The following is a 16,010-nucleotide window of genomic DNA, read 5'->3' as shown; positions in this document are numbered from 1 at the left end:
CTGAAACTTTGTCTGTCAGCATCAGCACGCACGACGCTTGCGTCGACTTCCCGATCTTCGACGCCAAGACGCGTTCGTTGAAGAAGGCATTCCTCGGCAAAGCCGGCGGGGCCATCGATCGGAACTCCTCCGACGTCGTCGTCGTCGAAGCGCTCAAGAACATCACGATGAACTTGAAAGACGGCGACCGCATCGGGCTCGTCGGGCACAACGGTGCAGGCAAGTCGACGCTTCTGCGGCTGCTGTCGGGCATCTACGAGCCCACCCGGGGCAGCGCCTCGATCCGTGGCCGCGTCGCGCCGGTGTTCGATCTGGGCGTCGGAATGGACCCCGAGATCTCCGGCTACGAGAACATCATCATCCGCGGCCTCTTCCTCGGCCAGACACGCAAGCAGATGCTCGCGAAAATGGACGAGATCGCTGATTTCACCGAGCTCGGTGATTACCTCGACATGCCGCTACGGACCTACTCGACGGGTATGCGGGTGCGCGTCGCAATGGGCGTCGTCACCAGCATCGACCCGGAGATTCTGCTGCTCGACGAGGGTATCGGTGCCGTCGATGCAGAGTTCATGAAGAAGGCTCGTCTCCGCCTCCAAGAACTGGTCAAGCGCTCCGGGATTCTGGTGTTCGCCAGCCACTCCAACGAATTCCTGGCCCAGCTCTGCGACCGCGCGATGTGGATCGACCACGGGGAAATCCGTCAGGAAGGCGGAATCGAGGAGGTCGTGCGGGCCTACGAGGGCGACGATGCAGGCGATCACGTCGCGACGATTCTGAAGGAACTCGAGCGCGACAGTGCCTGAGAAAATTGTCGGGGTGATCGTCACACACAAGCGTCGTGAGTTGCTCGCTCTCTCGCTGGACGTCGTGTCACATCAGAGCCGACCGCTCGATCATCTCGTCGTCGTCGACAATGCGCACGAAGATGCCGTTCGCACACTCGTCGAGTCCGCGGACATCCCGACCACCTATCTTGGGTCACATCACAATCTCGGTGGAGCCGGCGGCTTCGCACTCGGCATTCTCTACGCGCTGTCCCTCGGGGCCGATTGGGTCTTCCTCGCCGACGACGACGGCAGGCCCGAAGGGCCCGACGTCCTTGCGACGCTCTACGCCTGTGCACAGAAGCACGGCCTCGACGAGGTCTCCCCCGTCGTCTGCGATATCGACGATCCTGATCGGCTCGCGTTTCCGCTGCGCCGCGGAACCTCGTGGCGACGCCTTCGTTCGGAATTGATCGACCCGCTGAACCCCGAAGACGACCTCCTCGAAGGCATCGCTTCGCTGTTCAACGGCGCACTGTTCAAGGCGTCGACTATCGATGCGGTGGGCGTACCGGACCTGCGACTGTTCGTCCGCGGCGACGAGGTCGAGGTGCATCGACGGTTGCAGCGCTCGGGCTTGAAGTTCGGCACCTGCTTGACGACGGCGTATGTGCACCCCAACGGTGCCGCAGAATTCAAGCCGATCCTCGGCGGACGTATGCACACGCAGTATCCGGACGATGCGACGAAGCGGTACTTCACGTACCGAAATCGCGGATACCTGATGTCGCAACCCGGAATGCGAAAGCTGCTGCCGCAGGAATGGATTCGATTCGGCTGGTACTTCCTTGTGACGACTCACAACCCGAAGGGTCTCGCCGAGTGGTTGCGGCTTCGGCGCCTCGGCCGGCGGGAGCATTTCCGGCGGTAAGTCGGTGGACCTGGGCATGTGACACTGGGCCATCCTCGGCTACCGTGTGCGCATGACGGAACCTCGGAAGCTGACGGATCGAATTCGGCATTCGGCACGCGAGAAAATTCAGCGGACAATCGGCGAAGTTCTCGACAAGCAGACGGCCCAATTGGCCGAGCAGACAGGCACTCAGCAAGCCAAGCTTCTCGAGATCCTCGACCGTCAACGCCGAGAGATCGACGACCTCCACGCATTCATCCGTGGCCTGGAAATGCGTATGCGACGCGACATCCCGTACGCGTCCGACGTCGAGGCAGCGGCGCAGAGCGCCGAGTTCGCCGAGGAGGTCATGCCCAAAGCGCCGACCTTCCTCCGTCCGCACGCAACGCTCCGCTTCGCGCTCGGTGAAGTGTCCGTCCCCGGCATGGCGCTCGAATTCGGGGTAGCCAGCGGCACCACCCTGGAAATCATCGCCGAGGAGTCCGCGTCGAACAAGGACGTGACGATCGTCGCCGGGTTCGATGTCTTCTCCGGGTTACCCGAAACCTGGCGCAGCGGATTCCCCAAGGGCCTGTTCGAGCAGGAGAACCTGCCCCAGGTCCCGGGTGCTGAAATCGTGCCCGGTTTGTTCGAGGAATCGCTGCCAGAGTTCTTGAAGCACCACGATGACAACCTGGCGTTCCTACACCTCGACGCGGACCTGTACTCGTCGACGATCACGGTGCTCGACCTGGTCGCCGACCGACTCGTCGTCGGGACCGTCATCGCCTTCGACGAGTACTTCAACTTCCCGGGCTGGCGTAATCACGAGTACCGCGCGTGGACCGAGTTCGTCGCGCGCACGGGTACCGAATTCGACTACCTCGGTTACACCGCGGACAACGAGCAGGTGGTCGTGCGGATCCGGCGAGCGCCGTCGCTGTAGGCGAGGTCAGGCCTGAGAAATCCGGACGAGGTTTCCTGCCGGGTCACGGAAGGCGGCGTCACGGACACCCCACGGCTGACTCGCGGGTTCCTGCAGGATTTCGGCATTACCCGCTGCCAGCACCTTGTCGAACGTCGCATCGAGGTCGTCGGCGCGGAACAGCACCCCGGGAAGCTCGCCCTTCGCCAGTAGGGCGGCCAACTCGTCGCCGAGTTCCGCCGATCGACCGGCATGAGGCTGCGACAGGACGATCTCTATTTCGGGCTGCTCGGCGGGGGTCAACGTGATCCAACGGAACCCGTCGTTGGCAACTTCGTTCTTCACCTCCAGCCCGAGGGTGTCGCGGTAGAAGAGCAATGCGGCGTCGGGATCGTCGACGAGGACATGTACGTGGCTCAGTGAGACTGTCATGTCTGCAAATCTAGGGCTGCGCGACGACCGGTGCTTCTTCGATCCTGCTCGTTTGTGCCGGACTCCGACGCGGCCGTCCCAGCACCATGGCAGAGCAACTGGGCACCACCCGACTGTCGTGATGATCGCGTGAGCGATACGCGCTCGGTGTCTCACCCACGATCTCGGTGAAGCGAGCACTGAAAGAACCGAGACTGGTACAGCCGACGGCGAAGCACGCCTCGGTCACGCTCATGTCTCCGCGACGCAGAAGCGCCTTGGCGCGCTCGATGCGCCGCGTCATCAAATGGGCATAGGGCGTCTCACCGTAGGCATCGCGGAACCGGCGACTGAAATGAGCCGTCGACATGTACGCCGCGCGGGCCAGCGTCGGGACGTCGAGAGGACTCGCGTACTCGCGATCCATCAGATCGCGGGCACGACGAAGATGACGCAGTTCTTCGAGGTCGGCCCCGCTCATGGGTGAAATCCTACGCCCGAGGTTCAGCTGTAGAGCCGTGCCCAATTCTCGCGACTCGTCAGTTCGGGCATCGCGATTCGGTAAGCGTCGGACACGTCCGCGGTCTCGGTCCGCAGACGACGCAGTGCCTGCACTCCGCGTATGAACAGCGTCTTGGCAGCGTCCTTGTCGCGCTTGCGAACTCGCACACCTTCCTGCGAACGATCTGTCACGACTGCGTGCGCGAACAGCGACACATGCCACCAATGTGCGTCGTCCGCCGAGATCGCAACCGGTCCGGGGTGTACTCGCCCGCGCCACTGATTGAGGACCCGCTTGGCCAGCACAGCCCATTCCAGCTTCTTGTTCGGGGTAGGACCTGCCGGGGTGATGAACATGTCTGCCGGACGAACGTCGGGCACCGCATTTGCGTTGTGCCGCTTGGTCTCCCCATACGCCGCCCGCTCACGGCGAATCGCCCCGGCCGCCTCCATGCCGCCGTCGACCAGGTTGCTCGGACCGGCAAGGAAGTCCTCGATGGCCTTGATCAAGGTGAACGCCATCCCGTACTGCATCGAAACCAGGTAGCGGAACAGATCGGTACTCAGTTGGCGCGCAAGCTTTCTACCGTCGAGGCCTCCGTGCAATGCAGCGGTGATCATGCCGTTGCGGAGATTGAAGTACCTGTGCCACTCGTCCCAGTCTTTCCACGCGAAGTCCGCATGCCACACGGCAGCGCCGGGAAGGGTGACAGTGGCAAAGCCGTTCGCGCGAGCGCGGTAGCCGTACTCGATGTCGTCCCACTGGAAGAACAAAGGTAGCGGGTAGCCGATCTGCGAGACGATCTCCGACGGGATCAGGCACGACCACCAACCGTTGTAACCGGCGTCGACGCGAATGTCCTGCTTTTTCTTCAGCGCGCTCTTGTCCGAGATCGCGTCCTTGACGTGAAGACCGGCTTCGATCTTCTGCAGATTGGCAACCTCGGCGCCTACGTGCACGCGATCGGGATGCAGCAGATAGAGCATCTGCGCGCCGATGATCGCGGGCTCGACGGTCTTGTTCGCGAATGCATTCATCCGGACGAGCGCCTCGGGCTCACACAGCACGTCATCGTCCATGAAGATGACGTTCGCGGGATCCCCACCCTTACCTTGCACCTCGTACAGGCCGCGGGTGAATCCGCCGGCGCCTCCGAGGTTGGGTTGGGTGATGTAGACCAGTTGGTCGCCGAGCTCGGCCGAAACTCGCTGGAACTTCGCGCGTGTCTGCACCTGATCCGTGCCCTGATCGACCACATATACGTTGTCGACTCCGTTCAGCGCGATCGGATCGTCCGCCATCGCGGCCAAAGTGTTCGCGCAGTCGTCGGCGCGGTTGAAGGTGCAGATGACAACCGAGGTGGGACGCAGCTTCTCCGGTGCATCGACCGACCACTCCGCGCTTTCCACGGTCAGCTCACCCGAGCTGGTGGAGAACCGGACGAACAAGGCGCCGCCGTCGAGAAACTGCTGAACCTTCACTGCCATGCTGAGACGGCTCGACTGCCCGTCGGTGTCGATCGTGGTGCTCGAGACCGTCCGTTTGCGGCCCTTCGAGTCGGTCGCGACGATGTCGATGCGCCCCGCCCCGGTGACCGCAGCTTCGAATCTGACCTCGGTGACGTCGGTCCAACGCTGCCAGTAACTGGCCGGAAACCGTCCGAAGTAGCTATTGGTGTCGACGGTGGTGCGCTTGGAGAGTACAGCGACGTAGCGCGAGCGCTCGGCATTTCCCTTCGCGACGTTCGCATACATATCGGCGCTGACCAGTGGGGACGGTCCGTCGAAGAGCAGGCGCTGCGCGGTTAATCCGCACGGGCCTGCATTGTCCGCGGCGCCGAGGCCGTTCGATGGTGCATCGAGACGATTGAGAGCAGTGCCGTCCATACCTAGAAGAACCCCATCTTGTCGAAGAATCACTGCCCATGGTCGCACAGCCCCGGCCGTCAACGGTTCGACGCACGGTACGCACCGTTTCTACTGTGAGGATGCAGCGCGATACAGTCGGTTGTCGTCAACCAGATTCACGGAGTGAACAGTGATCCCCAACCGAGCCGAGCACGTCCACAGCGCTGCGCTCGGCAGCCGTAAAGAGCGTCTCCTGTGGGCAGCCGCCGCCGCTGCGGTCGTCGCACTCGGGTATCTACTCGTTCTCAGCGTCGATCCGCGGTTCTTCTATATCGACGACACCGAATCCGGCGCCGTGCCCAATTGGTTACAACTTGGACGGATCATGCGCGAGGGCCAGTTCCCTTCGCTTGTGTTGGACCAATGGATGTCGGGCAACTATCCCGTCGAGGGTCAGGGCGGGCTCTGGAACCCGGTCCAGATGGCTATCAATTACCTCTCTCCCTCGATTGACAACCTGGCGTTGCTTGCGACGGGTGTCAAACTCGGGTTCTCCGTCGTGCTGGCGTGGGGTGTGTACCGCGTCGCCCTCGCCTACGGTTCCCGACCGTCGTGGGCCGCGGTCGCAGGTGCCAGTGCGCCATTCGTCGGATTCACACTCTTCTTCGAGAACACCTCGTGGGTCACCGCGCTCATCGGAACAGCGTGGATCATGAACGCGTGGGCCAGCTCGGTGTCCTACGCACGTGGGCGTTCCGGCCCGATCATGCCGTTCGTATTCCTGTATCTCGCCATCAGCGTCGGATACGTACACGCCGCGGTCATGGCCGGGGTCGTTGTCGGCTCGGTGGCAATCGGGGAATGGGTCTTCCAGCGTGAGTGGAGGGCCGCTCTGAGAGTGGCCGGGGTCGGGATCGCTGCTGCAGCGTGCGGGGCCATCACCTTCCTGCCCGGTGTCCTGACGTCATCGGTGACGTGGCGCAGCGGAGAAGAAGGCACCTTCAATGACAACTTCTTGACCGCTCCATGGTCGGAGACGCTGACTGCGAGCATCCCGACTTCGGTGACAAGTATCGAATCCTGGTCGGGCGAGACGACCGCCTCACCTGCCACGTATATCGCCTGGTTCCTCGTCCCGGCGCTGGCGTTCATAGCGTGGAAGCGCGTGCCCGCCGCTCTCCGCGAGCTCACGGCCCCCTTGATTCTGCTTGTGTTCGCCCTCGTCTTCACCGCAGGTCCGAGCGATATCGGGCCGATACGTTGGCCCGCGCGCGTCCTTCCGTTCGTCGCTCTCGTCGCGTTGATCCTCGTAGCGACGTTGGTGAGCAGGTACGGAACCTTGGACAAACTCCGCCCGCGTCTACTTGCCGCATCCCTGCTGACCGTGATCCTCGTGCTCAGGGCCGGTTCGTCAGGACCCGAACTTTTCGGTCGCCACGTCGTGTCCGGTCTACTGATCGTCGCCGTCGGTGCCGTGGCACTGTTCCTCGCCCACCGGTTTTCCACCCGCGCAACGGCAGCGTTGCTGCTTCTCACCATCGCGCCCGTCGCGATGTATCAGGTTGCCTCGTACGACCCGCCCTTCGCGAAATGGTGGCTTCCGACGACCCAGTCCGAAGCCAGGTCCGGATTTCCGCAGTGGGAGGGCGAGACGCTGCAACTCGGCAGCCGTACGTTGACAGAGACCAGCGCCGACAGCGCCGACGACCCTCGCCTACCGTGGCACTCGCAGGTGTACGGAAACTCTGCCAAGGTTCTCGGGCTCGACTACGTCAACGCTTACACCCCGGTCGGCTACCTCGACTTCGCCAATCTGCTCTGCCTCCAGCACGAGGGATCCACCTGCTCTGACGCGTTCCGGCGACTCTTTGAAGTGGAGATCTACACAGGTAAGACCTACGCAGACCTGATGCGTCTGGATCGCGTCGTCCTCCAGAAGAACCAATATCCACTCGCGAATTCGCAACCTGCCCCTGCCGGATGGAAGTGGGTCACCCCTCCGACGGCTGAAGCCGAGCGTCAGATCTACGTACTCGAACGTATCGACGGTCTCATTCCCGAAGACATCGGGCGTGTGGTGGCCACAGTCGACGCCACGGCAGTGCCCCAGTCGTCCAGCACGAACTCCGAAAGAGTGAACGTGAGCTCGCCGACAGGCGGCAGTGTCGTCTTCGCACGGTTGGCCTGGCCCGGGTACAGCGCGACGTTGAACGGTGAGCCACTGCAGACCAAAGGTCTAGGTGACATCTTCCTCTACGTCGACCTACCTGCCGGAACCGACAACGCTGACCTCGCGATCTCGTTCCGGCCCCCCGGTCAGAGACTAGGCCTGGTCGGGATCGCGGGTGGAGTTCTTCTACTGGCGGTACTCGTGGTCTTCGACCTGCGTCGACGCCGTCCGAGACGAGCCGGCGACGGGTTGTCGGTCGAGAACATCACCGAACCCGAGGCGTCGGACCGCATCAGTTCCGCAGAGAGCAGATAGGCTCACACCCCGTGATGCCCCTGCCAGACACTGCCCCCGATCCGCACCGCATCTCTATCGTGGTGCCGGTCTATCAAGGTGAGCAGACGCTGCGCACGCTCATCGGCGAAATACTGCCGCTTACGTCGGTGACCTACTCCCCGGGTGGTCGCCCGCTGATCGTCGAGGAAGTGTTGCTGGTCTTCGATCACGGACCCGACAACTCGGCCGATGTGATCCGCGCGCTCACCGAAGAACACACCTTTGTCCGCGGCGTGTGGCTCAGCCGCAATTTCGGGCAGCATCCCGCCACCCTCGCAGGAATGGCGTCGAGCGGTGGTGAGTGGATCGTCACCATGGACGAGGACGGCCAGCACGATCCGGCAGACATCGGCGGCCTGCTCGACACGGCTCTCGATCTTCGAGCGTCTGTCGTCTATGCCAAGCCGACAAACGCTGCACCGCACGGATTCTGGCGCAATGCTGCCTCACGCGGATCCAAATGGCTTATCGCAAAGGCGATGGCCGCGGACAACACTGTGAGCTACCAGAGCTACCGCCTCGTCCTCGGTGAGGTCGGCCGCTCGGTGGCTGCATATGCGGGTTCCGAGGCCTATCTCGACGTCGCGCTCGGTTGGATCGCCGGAGAGGTCACCACCAGCCCCGTAGAACTTCGGGAGGAGCACGGCCGTCGCTCCGGGTACCGACTGCGAACTCTTCTGTCGCATTTCTGGCGCATGGTCCTTTCCAGCGGCACGAAGGGTCTGCGACTGGTCAGCCTCATCGGGGTTGCCTTCGCCGGGCTCGGTCTCGCGCTCGTTCTGTATGTCCTCGCCTCCTATCTACTGTTCGATCTCGGTTCCGAGGTACGCGGTTGGGCCTCGACGATGGTCATCCTCTTGTTCGGCTTCGGCGCCACACTGTTCTCTTTGGGCGTGGTCGCCGAGTACGTCGGCGTCAACGTGAAGACCGCGATGGGTAAACCTCCGTACCTGATCGTTGCCGACCCCGCCGACGGTCCGCTCGGTCGGACCACCCCGACAGTCGACCCACCTCGACCCACCTCGTCGGCGTGAGCCCGACGTATACGTGGATTGTCGGCAGCGGTGGGCTACTGGGTTCCTCGGTCAACCGCGAACTTCGGCGCCGCGGGAACATCGTTTACACCAGCAATGTGCCGTGGTCCGATCATGCATCAGCCAAAGCGACTCTGATGCAGGACTGCGCGAAGTTCTTCGGATCCTTCAGCGACGCCACCTGGAACATCGTCTGGGCCGCAGGGGCAGGCGTAAACGGCACTAGCGCAGCAGAATTCGCTGAAGAAAACGCCCTTATCGCGGATGTCCTCGAGCAGATTGCAGGCAAGCAATCCGCCGACGGTACATTCTTTCTCGCCTCCTCCGCAGGCGGCGTCTACGCCGGAGCCGTCGGCGCGCCGCACAACGAGGAAACACAGGTCGTTCCGCTGGGCGACTACGGCCGAGCGAAACTCGATTCTGAAAGTATCGCCATGAACTTCGGCATACGCAGCGGGATCAATGTCGTGATCGGGCGGTTCGCCAACCTCTACGGGCCCGGCCAAAACCTCAGCAAGCCACAGGGACTCATCTCGCACCTGTGTCGTGGATACCTGATGGCGTCACCGGTGTCGATCTACGTTCCCATGGACACACTCCGCGATTACCTTTACGTTTCCGACGCTGCGGAGATGGTGGCCGACACACTGACCCTTTCGGCTCGACGAACCACACCGCCGACGACGAAAATATTTGCCTCCGGGCAAGCCGTCACAATCGGTTCGATCCTCGGTGCCTGTCGCACTGTATTTCGCCGACGACCGAATGTGGTGCTCGCTGCGTCGCCGCTGGCCGCGTTCCAAGGACGCGATCTCAGGCTGCGCTCGACCGTGTGGCCGGAGATAGACCGGCGAACCCACCGGACGTTGCCCGCAGGAATCGCATCTACGCTCCACGCGACTCGCCAGGCACTGGGTGCTGGCAGAGGACCGAACCCGAAACACCTTCTCCCCCAGCAGGAATGACCGGATCACCTGGGCCGCTCATGCGCATTGTGAAGAACCAGGCGCTCGCATTTCTTCTGGTGGGTGGCGTCAATACTGCCCTCGGCACCGGCTGGTTCATCGTGTGGCAACTCATCATCGGTGAGCGGTACGGCTACCATGCCGCCATCGTCCTGGGGTACCTGTGCAATGTGCTCTGTGCATTCGCGATGTACCGCTACCTGGTGTTCCGAGTGCGCGGGCACTTCCTTCGAGATCTGTGGCGATTTTTCGTCGTCAACTTCGGTGCGTTTCTCGCAAATATCTCGTTGATGACCGTAGCGGTATCGTTTTTCCACTTTCCGCCCATCCCTTCACAATTGGTCGTCACAGCAGTGATGGCAGTCGTCAGTTTCTTCGGCTACCGCGACTTCTCGTTTCGCAGAAAGACAGCCTCATGAACCCACGCGTATCCGTCGTAGTCCCGGCATACAACAACGCTGAGTACATCGGTGAGACGATCGAATCGATTCTTGGACAGACGTTCACCGATTTCGAACTGGTCATCGCCGATCACTCGTCCAGCGACGAGACGATGGCGATGATCGAGAAGTACGACGACCCCCGGATCAGAGTGCTCACCACCGAAGCGGGTGGCGGTGCGAAACGAAACTGGGACCGCGTCACTGCCGAAGCCACCGGTGAATTGGTGAAACTGGTATGCGGAGACGACACGATCTTTCCGACGTCGCTCGACGCGCAAGTTGCCGCTTTCGACGCAAACCCTTCAGCTGTACTCGTCGCGTCTCAGCGAACACTCATCGATGCGAACGGTAAGACCGTGATCGCAGCCAGGGGGTTGGGTGGGCTCAGCGGGCTGGTGTCGGGCAGGGAGGCCGCGCGCACCGCTGTACGCGCAGGCGCCAACATTTTCGGCGAACCCGGCTGCGTACTGATGAAGCGGGATGCGTTGCAGGAGATTGGACTGTGGGACAACAGTCATCCTTATCTGATCGACCAAGCCACATTCATCAGTGTGGCGTTACAAGGCGACATCTTCGCGATAGCGCAACCCCTCGCATCGTTCCGGATCAGTTCTGGTCAGTGGAGTGTGGAGCTGGCAACACAGCAGGCACGCCAGGCGGCGGACTTCCACCGATCGTTGAGCTCCGATGTGCCGGACCTGTTGTCCAAGAACGATGTCCGCCTCGGGAATACGAAAGCCCTGGCAACATCGTTCATGAGGCGCGCAGTGTATCTACTCCTGCGCCACCGCATGTCGAAGAGCTAAGGAAGTACTGATTCCTTTGCGGCGTAGACGCTCTCGGTAGCATCCTTCTGCGGACGCCACCACTGCTCGTTCTCGCGGTACCAGTCGACCGTCGCCTTCAGGCCGCTGCGGAAGTCCACGTACTCAGGTGTCCAACCCAATTCGGTTTCAAGCTTGGTCCAGTCGATCGCGTAGCGCAGATCGTGGCCCGGTCGATCGGTGACGAAATCGAATGCGTCGGCGGCCTGCCCGGTTTCCTCGAGGATCGTCTCGAGGACCTCACGGTTGTTCTTCTCGCCGTCGGCGCCGATCAGATACGTCTCGCCCATCCGGCCTTTCTCGATGATCGTCCACACCGCGTGGTTGTGATCGTCGACGTGAATCCAGTCCCGCACGTTGTGACCGGCGCCGTACAGCTTCGGCCTGGCACCGGACAGAATGTTGGTGATCTGTCGGGGAATGAACTTCTCGACATGCTGGTACGGGCCGTAATTGTTGGAGCAGTTCGAGATCGTGGCGCGAACCCCGAACGACCGCACCCACGCCCGCACCAGAAGGTCACTCGACGCCTTCGTCGAGGAATACGGACTCGACGGGTTGTACGCAGTCGACTCGGTGAAACGCGCCGGGTCGTCGAGCTCGAGGTCGCCGTAGACCTCGTCGGTGGAGATGTGGTGATAGCGGACGTCGTGCTCACGGACGGCCTGCAGCAGCGTCGTCGTACCGATGACGTTGGTGTGGACGAACGGCCACGGGTTGCTCAAGCTGTTGTCGTTGTGCGACTCCGCAGCGAAATGAACTACAAGATCGGTATCCGCGACAAGCCGGTTCACCAGTTCTGCATCAGCGACGTCACCCTCGACGAAGTCGATCTTGTCTGCCACCGAGTCCAGTGACGAGCGGTTACCCGCATAGGTGAGGGCATCGAGCACCGTCACCTGCGCATCGGGTCGCTCGGCCACGGTCTGATGCACAAAGTTGGCACCGATGAACCCGGCGCCACCGGTAACGAGCAGTTTCATGAGGGCAACCATACCGGCCCGACCGCTTTCGAGCCGACCTTGTCGTTGCGTCGTGTTAGCGTTTCGGCGACTTCGGGGGGAGTGCCATGGGGCTACGCAAAAAACTTCTAGGACTGGCGGTAAGCCTGGTCGCCTTCAACGCATTGCTGTGGGGACTGCCGAAAATCGCACCGGAGGTACCGGAGCGATACGAGGGCATTATGGCCGCGACGCCTCCGCCGGGGACAGCTGCGAAGACCACCGCGCCTCCCCTTCCACCGGGTTTTCCGTCGATGGAACGGCCGCCGCCGAAGATCGTGGTGCCCGACGGGCAGCCTCAGCCCATCGACACCAAGTTCGGATTGACCTACGACATTCCTGCGGACTGGCGAAATTTCTCGGGTGGGTATGTGACTTGGACCACTGGAGATGAGTCTGTGACCTATGGGGCCATTGGTGACTTCGGCTACAAATACTGCCCGGAGACAGACGGATCGACATTGGCCGAATCCGGAATGACGGGTCGCAACGGTATGGATGTTTATGCCGCAGCACTCGACGCTGCGCGCGGCGCAGAGATAATTTTTGGTGACACCACCGCGCCCCCACCAGTTGTCGCGTTCGCGGAGCCCACCGAGGTCGAAGTCGCAGGGCAACGTGCAGTGAGATACACGGTTTCGGTCACTGGAATTCACCAGCGACAACTCTGCGACCCTACCGAAGCGATCTTCGACGTCGTGGCAATGACCGCATACGCCACGGCCCCAGTCGCAGTGTTCATGATTGAACTCCATCAAGACGTCGAGGGCGCGCTCGACCATTCGGTGGCCGACCAGGTTATTTCCACAATTCGTCGGACCGACTCGAAGGACGGAGTTGGCAATGGAACATGAGAAACTCAGAACTTATCCGTCCGAAATTGCCGGCCTCGGAAGGCTGGCAGACCGTATCGGTCACGGCACCTTGGCGAGCCATCGCTATATCGGCGAACATGCAGGCCTCAGCGGCACCATCCCCGGACAGATTTTGCAACGTTTGGCACCGTTCATCACGAACTACCAGGAGTACACGCGCGGCCGCCATGTCCACCTCGCTGCCAATTGCCGCTATATCGGCAACGAACTGCAGAAGGCAGCGTGGCTGTACGACGATCAAGATCAGAAGAACTACGACGCACTCAATGCGCACACCGATCTGCTTCCGTTTCCACTCACACAACCGGGTACATCCGAGACTCCGGCTGTAGGCAACGTCGGAGAGTACCTTTCCGCAGCCGAATACGGGTCACCTGACGGGATTGAATATCCAGCTCCGAACCCAGCCGTCGACGATATCCGCGAAACGATCGACGAAGCCGCCGGATGGCTCGGTGAAATCGACCGCACCATCTTCGAACTGTCGGGTTGGAGTCCACTGAACGACGCGACCATTCCGGTCACCGGCAATTGGAACGAAATCCGTCGACTCGGGCAGGCATTCGAGATAGCCGGTAACGCGATGGAGGCAGCGGCATCGTCACTGGAAGCGGGGGTGCGGCGGGTCGACGAATACTGGGACGGGCTTGCAGCACAGTCTTTTTCGGACTACGCGGGGCGTCAAGTGGCTGCAATACACTGGGAGGGTCCGTGTGGCCGCACCGTCAGTGCTATTGCAGAGGCCATCGCCGAGAAGATACGAGATGCCGTCAGAACAGTGATCGCCAAGATCGTCGAACTACTCGAAGCAGAAGTAGACGTCGGTTCAGGGCGAGGGGCGATCAAAGTCATGGCCAAGAAGATCCCTATCTTCGGAACTGCCTGGCAGATCGAAAGAATAATCGAAATATGCTGGCAAGCTATGGATCTGACCATGGACCTTCGTCCGCAAGATCGAGGAAGTGGTCGACGACTTCGGGCGGTTCCTGGCAGCGATCACCGATCCCACCGGTCAGATCGGCCGGAGCATCGAACAGCATCTGACCCCTCTGACCGACTTCCTCGACAAAGGACAAACCGCAGTCGACACCGGAAAGACCGCCGACATCACCCCAGTGATCTTCACTCCCGACGAGCGGTTCTCCGTCGGAGAAGGCACAGCACCCTGGCAGGACGCATGACCGAAGATACAGCCATGAGTGCTGCTCGAGATCGCATACTCGACTCGCTGAGTCGGCTCGATGCGGCACGTCGGCACGCAGACAGTGTCACCATCGGCTCGTCGACCGCGCGTCACACCGTCACGGCAAAGTTCCTTGCGCGCCTCGCCGAATCGACACATGCGTCACCGGAGCTGCGTGAGTTCGCTCGACGAGTTTCAGTGAAAGACACCACCTGGGACCGCATAGAACTCGACGCAAAACCCATACCCGCCGAGGTGCGCGAGCTTCGCGCAGACCCTCGCGTCGATTGGCCGGGAAATTGGCCACTACAGACCGAGGAACAGCCGTTTCGCATCGAATGGCAGTGACCGCGGACGCGCGATTACCTTCTTGATCTGCGAGACTTCCGAATATGCGTGGAATTGTTCTGGCGGGCGGTACCGGGTCGCGTCTTCATCCGATCACGATGGGCATCAGCAAGCAGTTGGTGCCGGTGTACGACAAGCCGATGATCTACTACCCGCTCTCGACGCTGATCTTGGCCAATATCCGCGACATTCTGATCATCACCACCGAACAGGATTCGCAGCAGTTCCAACGTCTGCTCGGCGACGGCTCCCAGTTCGGCATCAACCTGACCTACAAGGTCCAGCACGAGCCGAACGGGCTCGCTCAAGCGTTCGTCCTCGGAGCGGAGCACATCGGCTCCGACAGTGCCGCTTTGGTGCTCGGCGACAACATCTTCTACGGCCCCGGACTGGGATCGCAACTCGGCCGATTCGGTGACATCGACGGCGCAGCAGTCTTCGCGTACGAGGTGAAAGATCCCAGCGCCTACGGCGTCATCGAATTCGACGCCGCAGGCAAAGCGATCTCGTTGGAAGAGAAGCCGAAGGTCCCGAAGTCGAACTTCTCCGTCCCCGGCCTGTACTTCTACGACAACGACGTGCTCGCCATCGCCCGCGATCTTCAGCCGTCGGCGCGCGGGGAATACGAGATCACCGACGTCAACCGGCACTACCTCGATGCCGGGCGTCTCGCCGTGGAAGTCCTGCCCCGAGGGACGGCATGGCTCGATACCGGCACCTTCGATTCGCTACTCGATGCTTCCAATTATGTGCGCACCATCGAGCAACGGCAGGGCCTGAAAATTGGTTCACCGGAAGAAGTATCGTGGCGTCGCGGATTCATCACCGACGATCAGCTGCGGGAACGGGCAACCAAGCTCGTCAAATCCGGGTACGGGCAATACCTGCTCGACCTCGTCGATCGCGGCAAGTAGAGGATCTGCAGATGAGCTTTCGTGAATTGAAAATCCCCGGTGCCTTCGAATTCACCCCACGCCAGTTCGGTGACGATCGCGGCGTGTTCTTCGAATGGTTCAAATCTTCGGACTTCGAACAGGCCGTCGGGCGGCCGTTGGAGTTGGCGCAGGCGAACTGCTCGGTCTCGGCCGCCGGGGTGCTGCGCGGTATCCACTTCACCGACACCCCTCCCGGCCAGGCGAAGTACGTCACCTGCACCAAGGGTGCGTTTCTGGATGTGATCGTCGATCTGCGGGTCGGGTCGCCGACATTCGGGACGTGGGACAGCGTGCTGATCGACGACGTCGACCGTCGTGCGGTGTATCTCCCGGAAGGCCTCGGGCATGCGATCTTGTCGCTCGAAGACGGTTCGACGGTGATGTACCTGTGCTCGATCGAGTACACCCCGGCTTTGGATCGCGACATGAATCCGCTCGATACCGATCTGGCGATCGACTGGCCCACCCTTGCTCGCGACGGTTCACCGCTCGAGTACCAGCTCTCCGACAAAGACAAAGCTGCACCCTCACTCGCGCAGGCCATCGACGCCG

The 16,010-nt window shown here is 61.6% G+C and carries 16 protein-coding genes; 12 read left to right on the top strand and 4 right to left on the bottom strand.

Annotation, left to right across the window (positions count from 1 at the left end):
• The first annotated feature begins 8 nt into the window (after positions 1 to 8).
• From BJD99_RS16930 to BJD99_RS16920, 3 genes are read left to right on the top strand one after another with little or no spacing between them, the layout of a single operon-like run.
• A complete protein-coding gene (locus BJD99_RS16930) occupies positions 9 to 806 on the top strand; it encodes an ABC transporter ATP-binding protein (RefSeq protein ID WP_084348371.1) in 798 nt (265 codons plus the stop codon).
• Positions 799 to 1,698, top strand: a complete 900-nt coding sequence (locus BJD99_RS16925; protein ID WP_084348370.1) for a glycosyltransferase — start codon at positions 799 to 801, stop codon at positions 1,696 to 1,698. The genes BJD99_RS16930 and BJD99_RS16925 overlap by 8 nt, the downstream gene beginning before the upstream one ends.
• Positions 1,699 to 1,750: 52 nt before the next feature.
• On the top strand, positions 1,751 to 2,605 hold the full coding sequence (locus BJD99_RS16920; RefSeq protein WP_084348369.1) for a TylF/MycF/NovP-related O-methyltransferase: 855 nt from the start codon (positions 1,751 to 1,753) through the stop codon (positions 2,603 to 2,605).
• A gap of 6 nt (positions 2,606 to 2,611) precedes the next feature.
• Here the strand turns inward: BJD99_RS16920 and BJD99_RS16915 are convergent, their stop codons facing one another.
• Genes BJD99_RS16915 through BJD99_RS16905 form a run of 3 tightly spaced genes read right to left on the bottom strand, consistent with a single transcriptional unit; the run spans position 2,612 to position 5,383 of the window.
• Positions 2,612 to 3,016, bottom strand: a complete 405-nt coding sequence (locus BJD99_RS16915; RefSeq protein ID WP_084348368.1) for a VOC family protein — start codon at positions 3,014 to 3,016, stop codon at positions 2,612 to 2,614.
• Between the two features lie 10 nt (positions 3,017 to 3,026).
• Entirely contained in the window at positions 3,027 to 3,476 is a 450-nt protein-coding gene (locus BJD99_RS16910; protein ID WP_084348367.1) for a helix-turn-helix transcriptional regulator, read from the bottom strand.
• A gap of 23 nt (positions 3,477 to 3,499) precedes the next feature.
• Entirely contained in the window at positions 3,500 to 5,383 is a 1,884-nt protein-coding gene (locus BJD99_RS16905) for a glycosyltransferase (RefSeq protein ID WP_084348366.1), read from the bottom strand.
• Positions 5,384 to 5,534: 151 nt separating this feature from the next.
• Here BJD99_RS16905 and BJD99_RS16900 point away from each other — a divergent pair, with 151 nt between their 5' ends.
• The 5 genes from BJD99_RS16900 to BJD99_RS16880 are packed head-to-tail and all read left to right on the top strand — an operon-like array spanning position 5,535 to position 11,098.
• Positions 5,535 to 7,829 (top strand): hypothetical protein, encoded by a 2,295-nt coding sequence (locus BJD99_RS16900; protein WP_084348365.1) that lies wholly within the window; start codon positions 5,535 to 5,537, stop codon positions 7,827 to 7,829.
• A gap of 14 nt (positions 7,830 to 7,843) precedes the next feature.
• Positions 7,844 to 8,884, top strand: coding sequence for a glycosyltransferase (locus BJD99_RS16895; protein WP_179142389.1), 1,041 nt, complete (start codon positions 7,844 to 7,846; stop codon positions 8,882 to 8,884).
• Entirely contained in the window at positions 8,881 to 9,849 is a 969-nt protein-coding gene (locus tag BJD99_RS16890) for an NAD(P)-dependent oxidoreductase (RefSeq protein WP_084348364.1), read from the top strand. The genes BJD99_RS16895 and BJD99_RS16890 overlap by 4 nt, the downstream gene beginning before the upstream one ends.
• On the top strand, positions 9,846 to 10,268 hold the full coding sequence (locus BJD99_RS16885; protein WP_084348363.1) for a GtrA family protein: 423 nt from the start codon (positions 9,846 to 9,848) through the stop codon (positions 10,266 to 10,268). The genes BJD99_RS16890 and BJD99_RS16885 overlap by 4 nt, the downstream gene beginning before the upstream one ends.
• Positions 10,265 to 11,098 carry a glycosyltransferase family A protein gene (locus BJD99_RS16880; protein WP_084348362.1) on the top strand — a complete coding sequence of 278 codons (834 nt, stop codon included), beginning with the start codon at positions 10,265 to 10,267 and terminating at the stop codon, positions 11,096 to 11,098. Before BJD99_RS16885 ends, BJD99_RS16880 begins: the two co-directional genes overlap by 4 nt.
• Here BJD99_RS16880 and rfbB read toward each other — a convergent pair.
• Positions 11,095 to 12,099, bottom strand: coding sequence for a dTDP-glucose 4,6-dehydratase (gene rfbB / locus BJD99_RS16875; RefSeq protein WP_084348409.1), 1,005 nt, complete (start codon positions 12,097 to 12,099; stop codon positions 11,095 to 11,097). The two genes, BJD99_RS16880 and rfbB, sit on opposite strands and share 4 nt — an antisense overlap.
• An 86-nt stretch (positions 12,100 to 12,185) precedes the next feature.
• Here rfbB and BJD99_RS16865 point away from each other — a divergent pair, with 86 nt between their 5' ends.
• The 4 genes from BJD99_RS16865 to BJD99_RS16845 all read left to right on the top strand — a co-directional run.
• Positions 12,186 to 12,971 carry a hypothetical protein gene (locus tag BJD99_RS16865; protein WP_143542211.1) on the top strand — a complete coding sequence of 262 codons (786 nt, stop codon included), beginning with the start codon at positions 12,186 to 12,188 and terminating at the stop codon, positions 12,969 to 12,971.
• On the top strand, positions 12,961 to 14,523 hold the full coding sequence (locus BJD99_RS16860; RefSeq protein WP_256895887.1) for a hypothetical protein: 1,563 nt from the start codon (positions 12,961 to 12,963) through the stop codon (positions 14,521 to 14,523). Before BJD99_RS16865 ends, BJD99_RS16860 begins: the two co-directional genes overlap by 11 nt.
• Before the next feature lie 44 nt (positions 14,524 to 14,567).
• The gene (rfbA, locus tag BJD99_RS16850; protein WP_084345248.1) at positions 14,568 to 15,437 is read left to right on the top strand and encodes a glucose-1-phosphate thymidylyltransferase RfbA; all 870 of its coding nucleotides are present in this window, start codon (positions 14,568 to 14,570) and stop codon (positions 15,435 to 15,437) included.
• An 11-nt stretch (positions 15,438 to 15,448) separates the two neighbouring features.
• A partial coding sequence (locus BJD99_RS16845; protein ID WP_084345249.1) for a dTDP-4-dehydrorhamnose 3,5-epimerase family protein occupies positions 15,449 to 16,010 on the top strand: 562 nt, incomplete at its 3' end.

Source organism: Rhodococcus sp. 1163 (assembly GCF_002091985.1).
GTDB lineage: Bacteria > Actinomycetota > Actinomycetes > Mycobacteriales > Mycobacteriaceae > Rhodococcoides.
Note: the sequence above shows the minus strand (reverse complement) of the source record. Positions and strands in the feature narration are given on the sequence as shown.

Bases quoted from the DNA above. Each gene is read 5' to 3' on its own strand.
- BJD99_RS16920 (WP_084348369.1), top strand. From the start codon at position 1,751: ATGACGGAACCTCGGAAGCTGACGGATCGAATTCGGCATTCGGCACGC.
- BJD99_RS16915 (WP_084348368.1), bottom strand. From the start codon at position 3,016: ATGACAGTCTCACTGAGCCACGTACATGTCCTCGTCGACGATCCCGAC.
- BJD99_RS16910 (WP_084348367.1), bottom strand. From the start codon at position 3,476: ATGAGCGGGGCCGACCTCGAAGAACTGCGTCATCTTCGTCGTGCCCGC.
- BJD99_RS16905 (WP_084348366.1), bottom strand. From the start codon at position 5,383: ATGGACGGCACTGCTCTCAATCGTCTCGATGCACCATCGAACGGCCTC.
- BJD99_RS16895 (WP_179142389.1), top strand. From the start codon at position 7,844: ATGCCCCTGCCAGACACTGCCCCCGATCCGCACCGCATCTCTATCGTG.
- BJD99_RS16885 (WP_084348363.1), top strand. From the start codon at position 9,846: ATGACCGGATCACCTGGGCCGCTCATGCGCATTGTGAAGAACCAGGCG.
- BJD99_RS16880 (WP_084348362.1), top strand. From the start codon at position 10,265: ATGAACCCACGCGTATCCGTCGTAGTCCCGGCATACAACAACGCTGAG.
- rfbB (WP_084348409.1), bottom strand. From the start codon at position 12,099: ATGAAACTGCTCGTTACCGGTGGCGCCGGGTTCATCGGTGCCAACTTT.
- BJD99_RS16865 (WP_143542211.1), top strand. From the start codon at position 12,186: ATGGGGCTACGCAAAAAACTTCTAGGACTGGCGGTAAGCCTGGTCGCC.
- BJD99_RS16860 (WP_256895887.1), top strand. From the start codon at position 12,961: ATGGAACATGAGAAACTCAGAACTTATCCGTCCGAAATTGCCGGCCTC.
- rfbA (WP_084345248.1), top strand. From the start codon at position 14,568: ATGCGTGGAATTGTTCTGGCGGGCGGTACCGGGTCGCGTCTTCATCCG.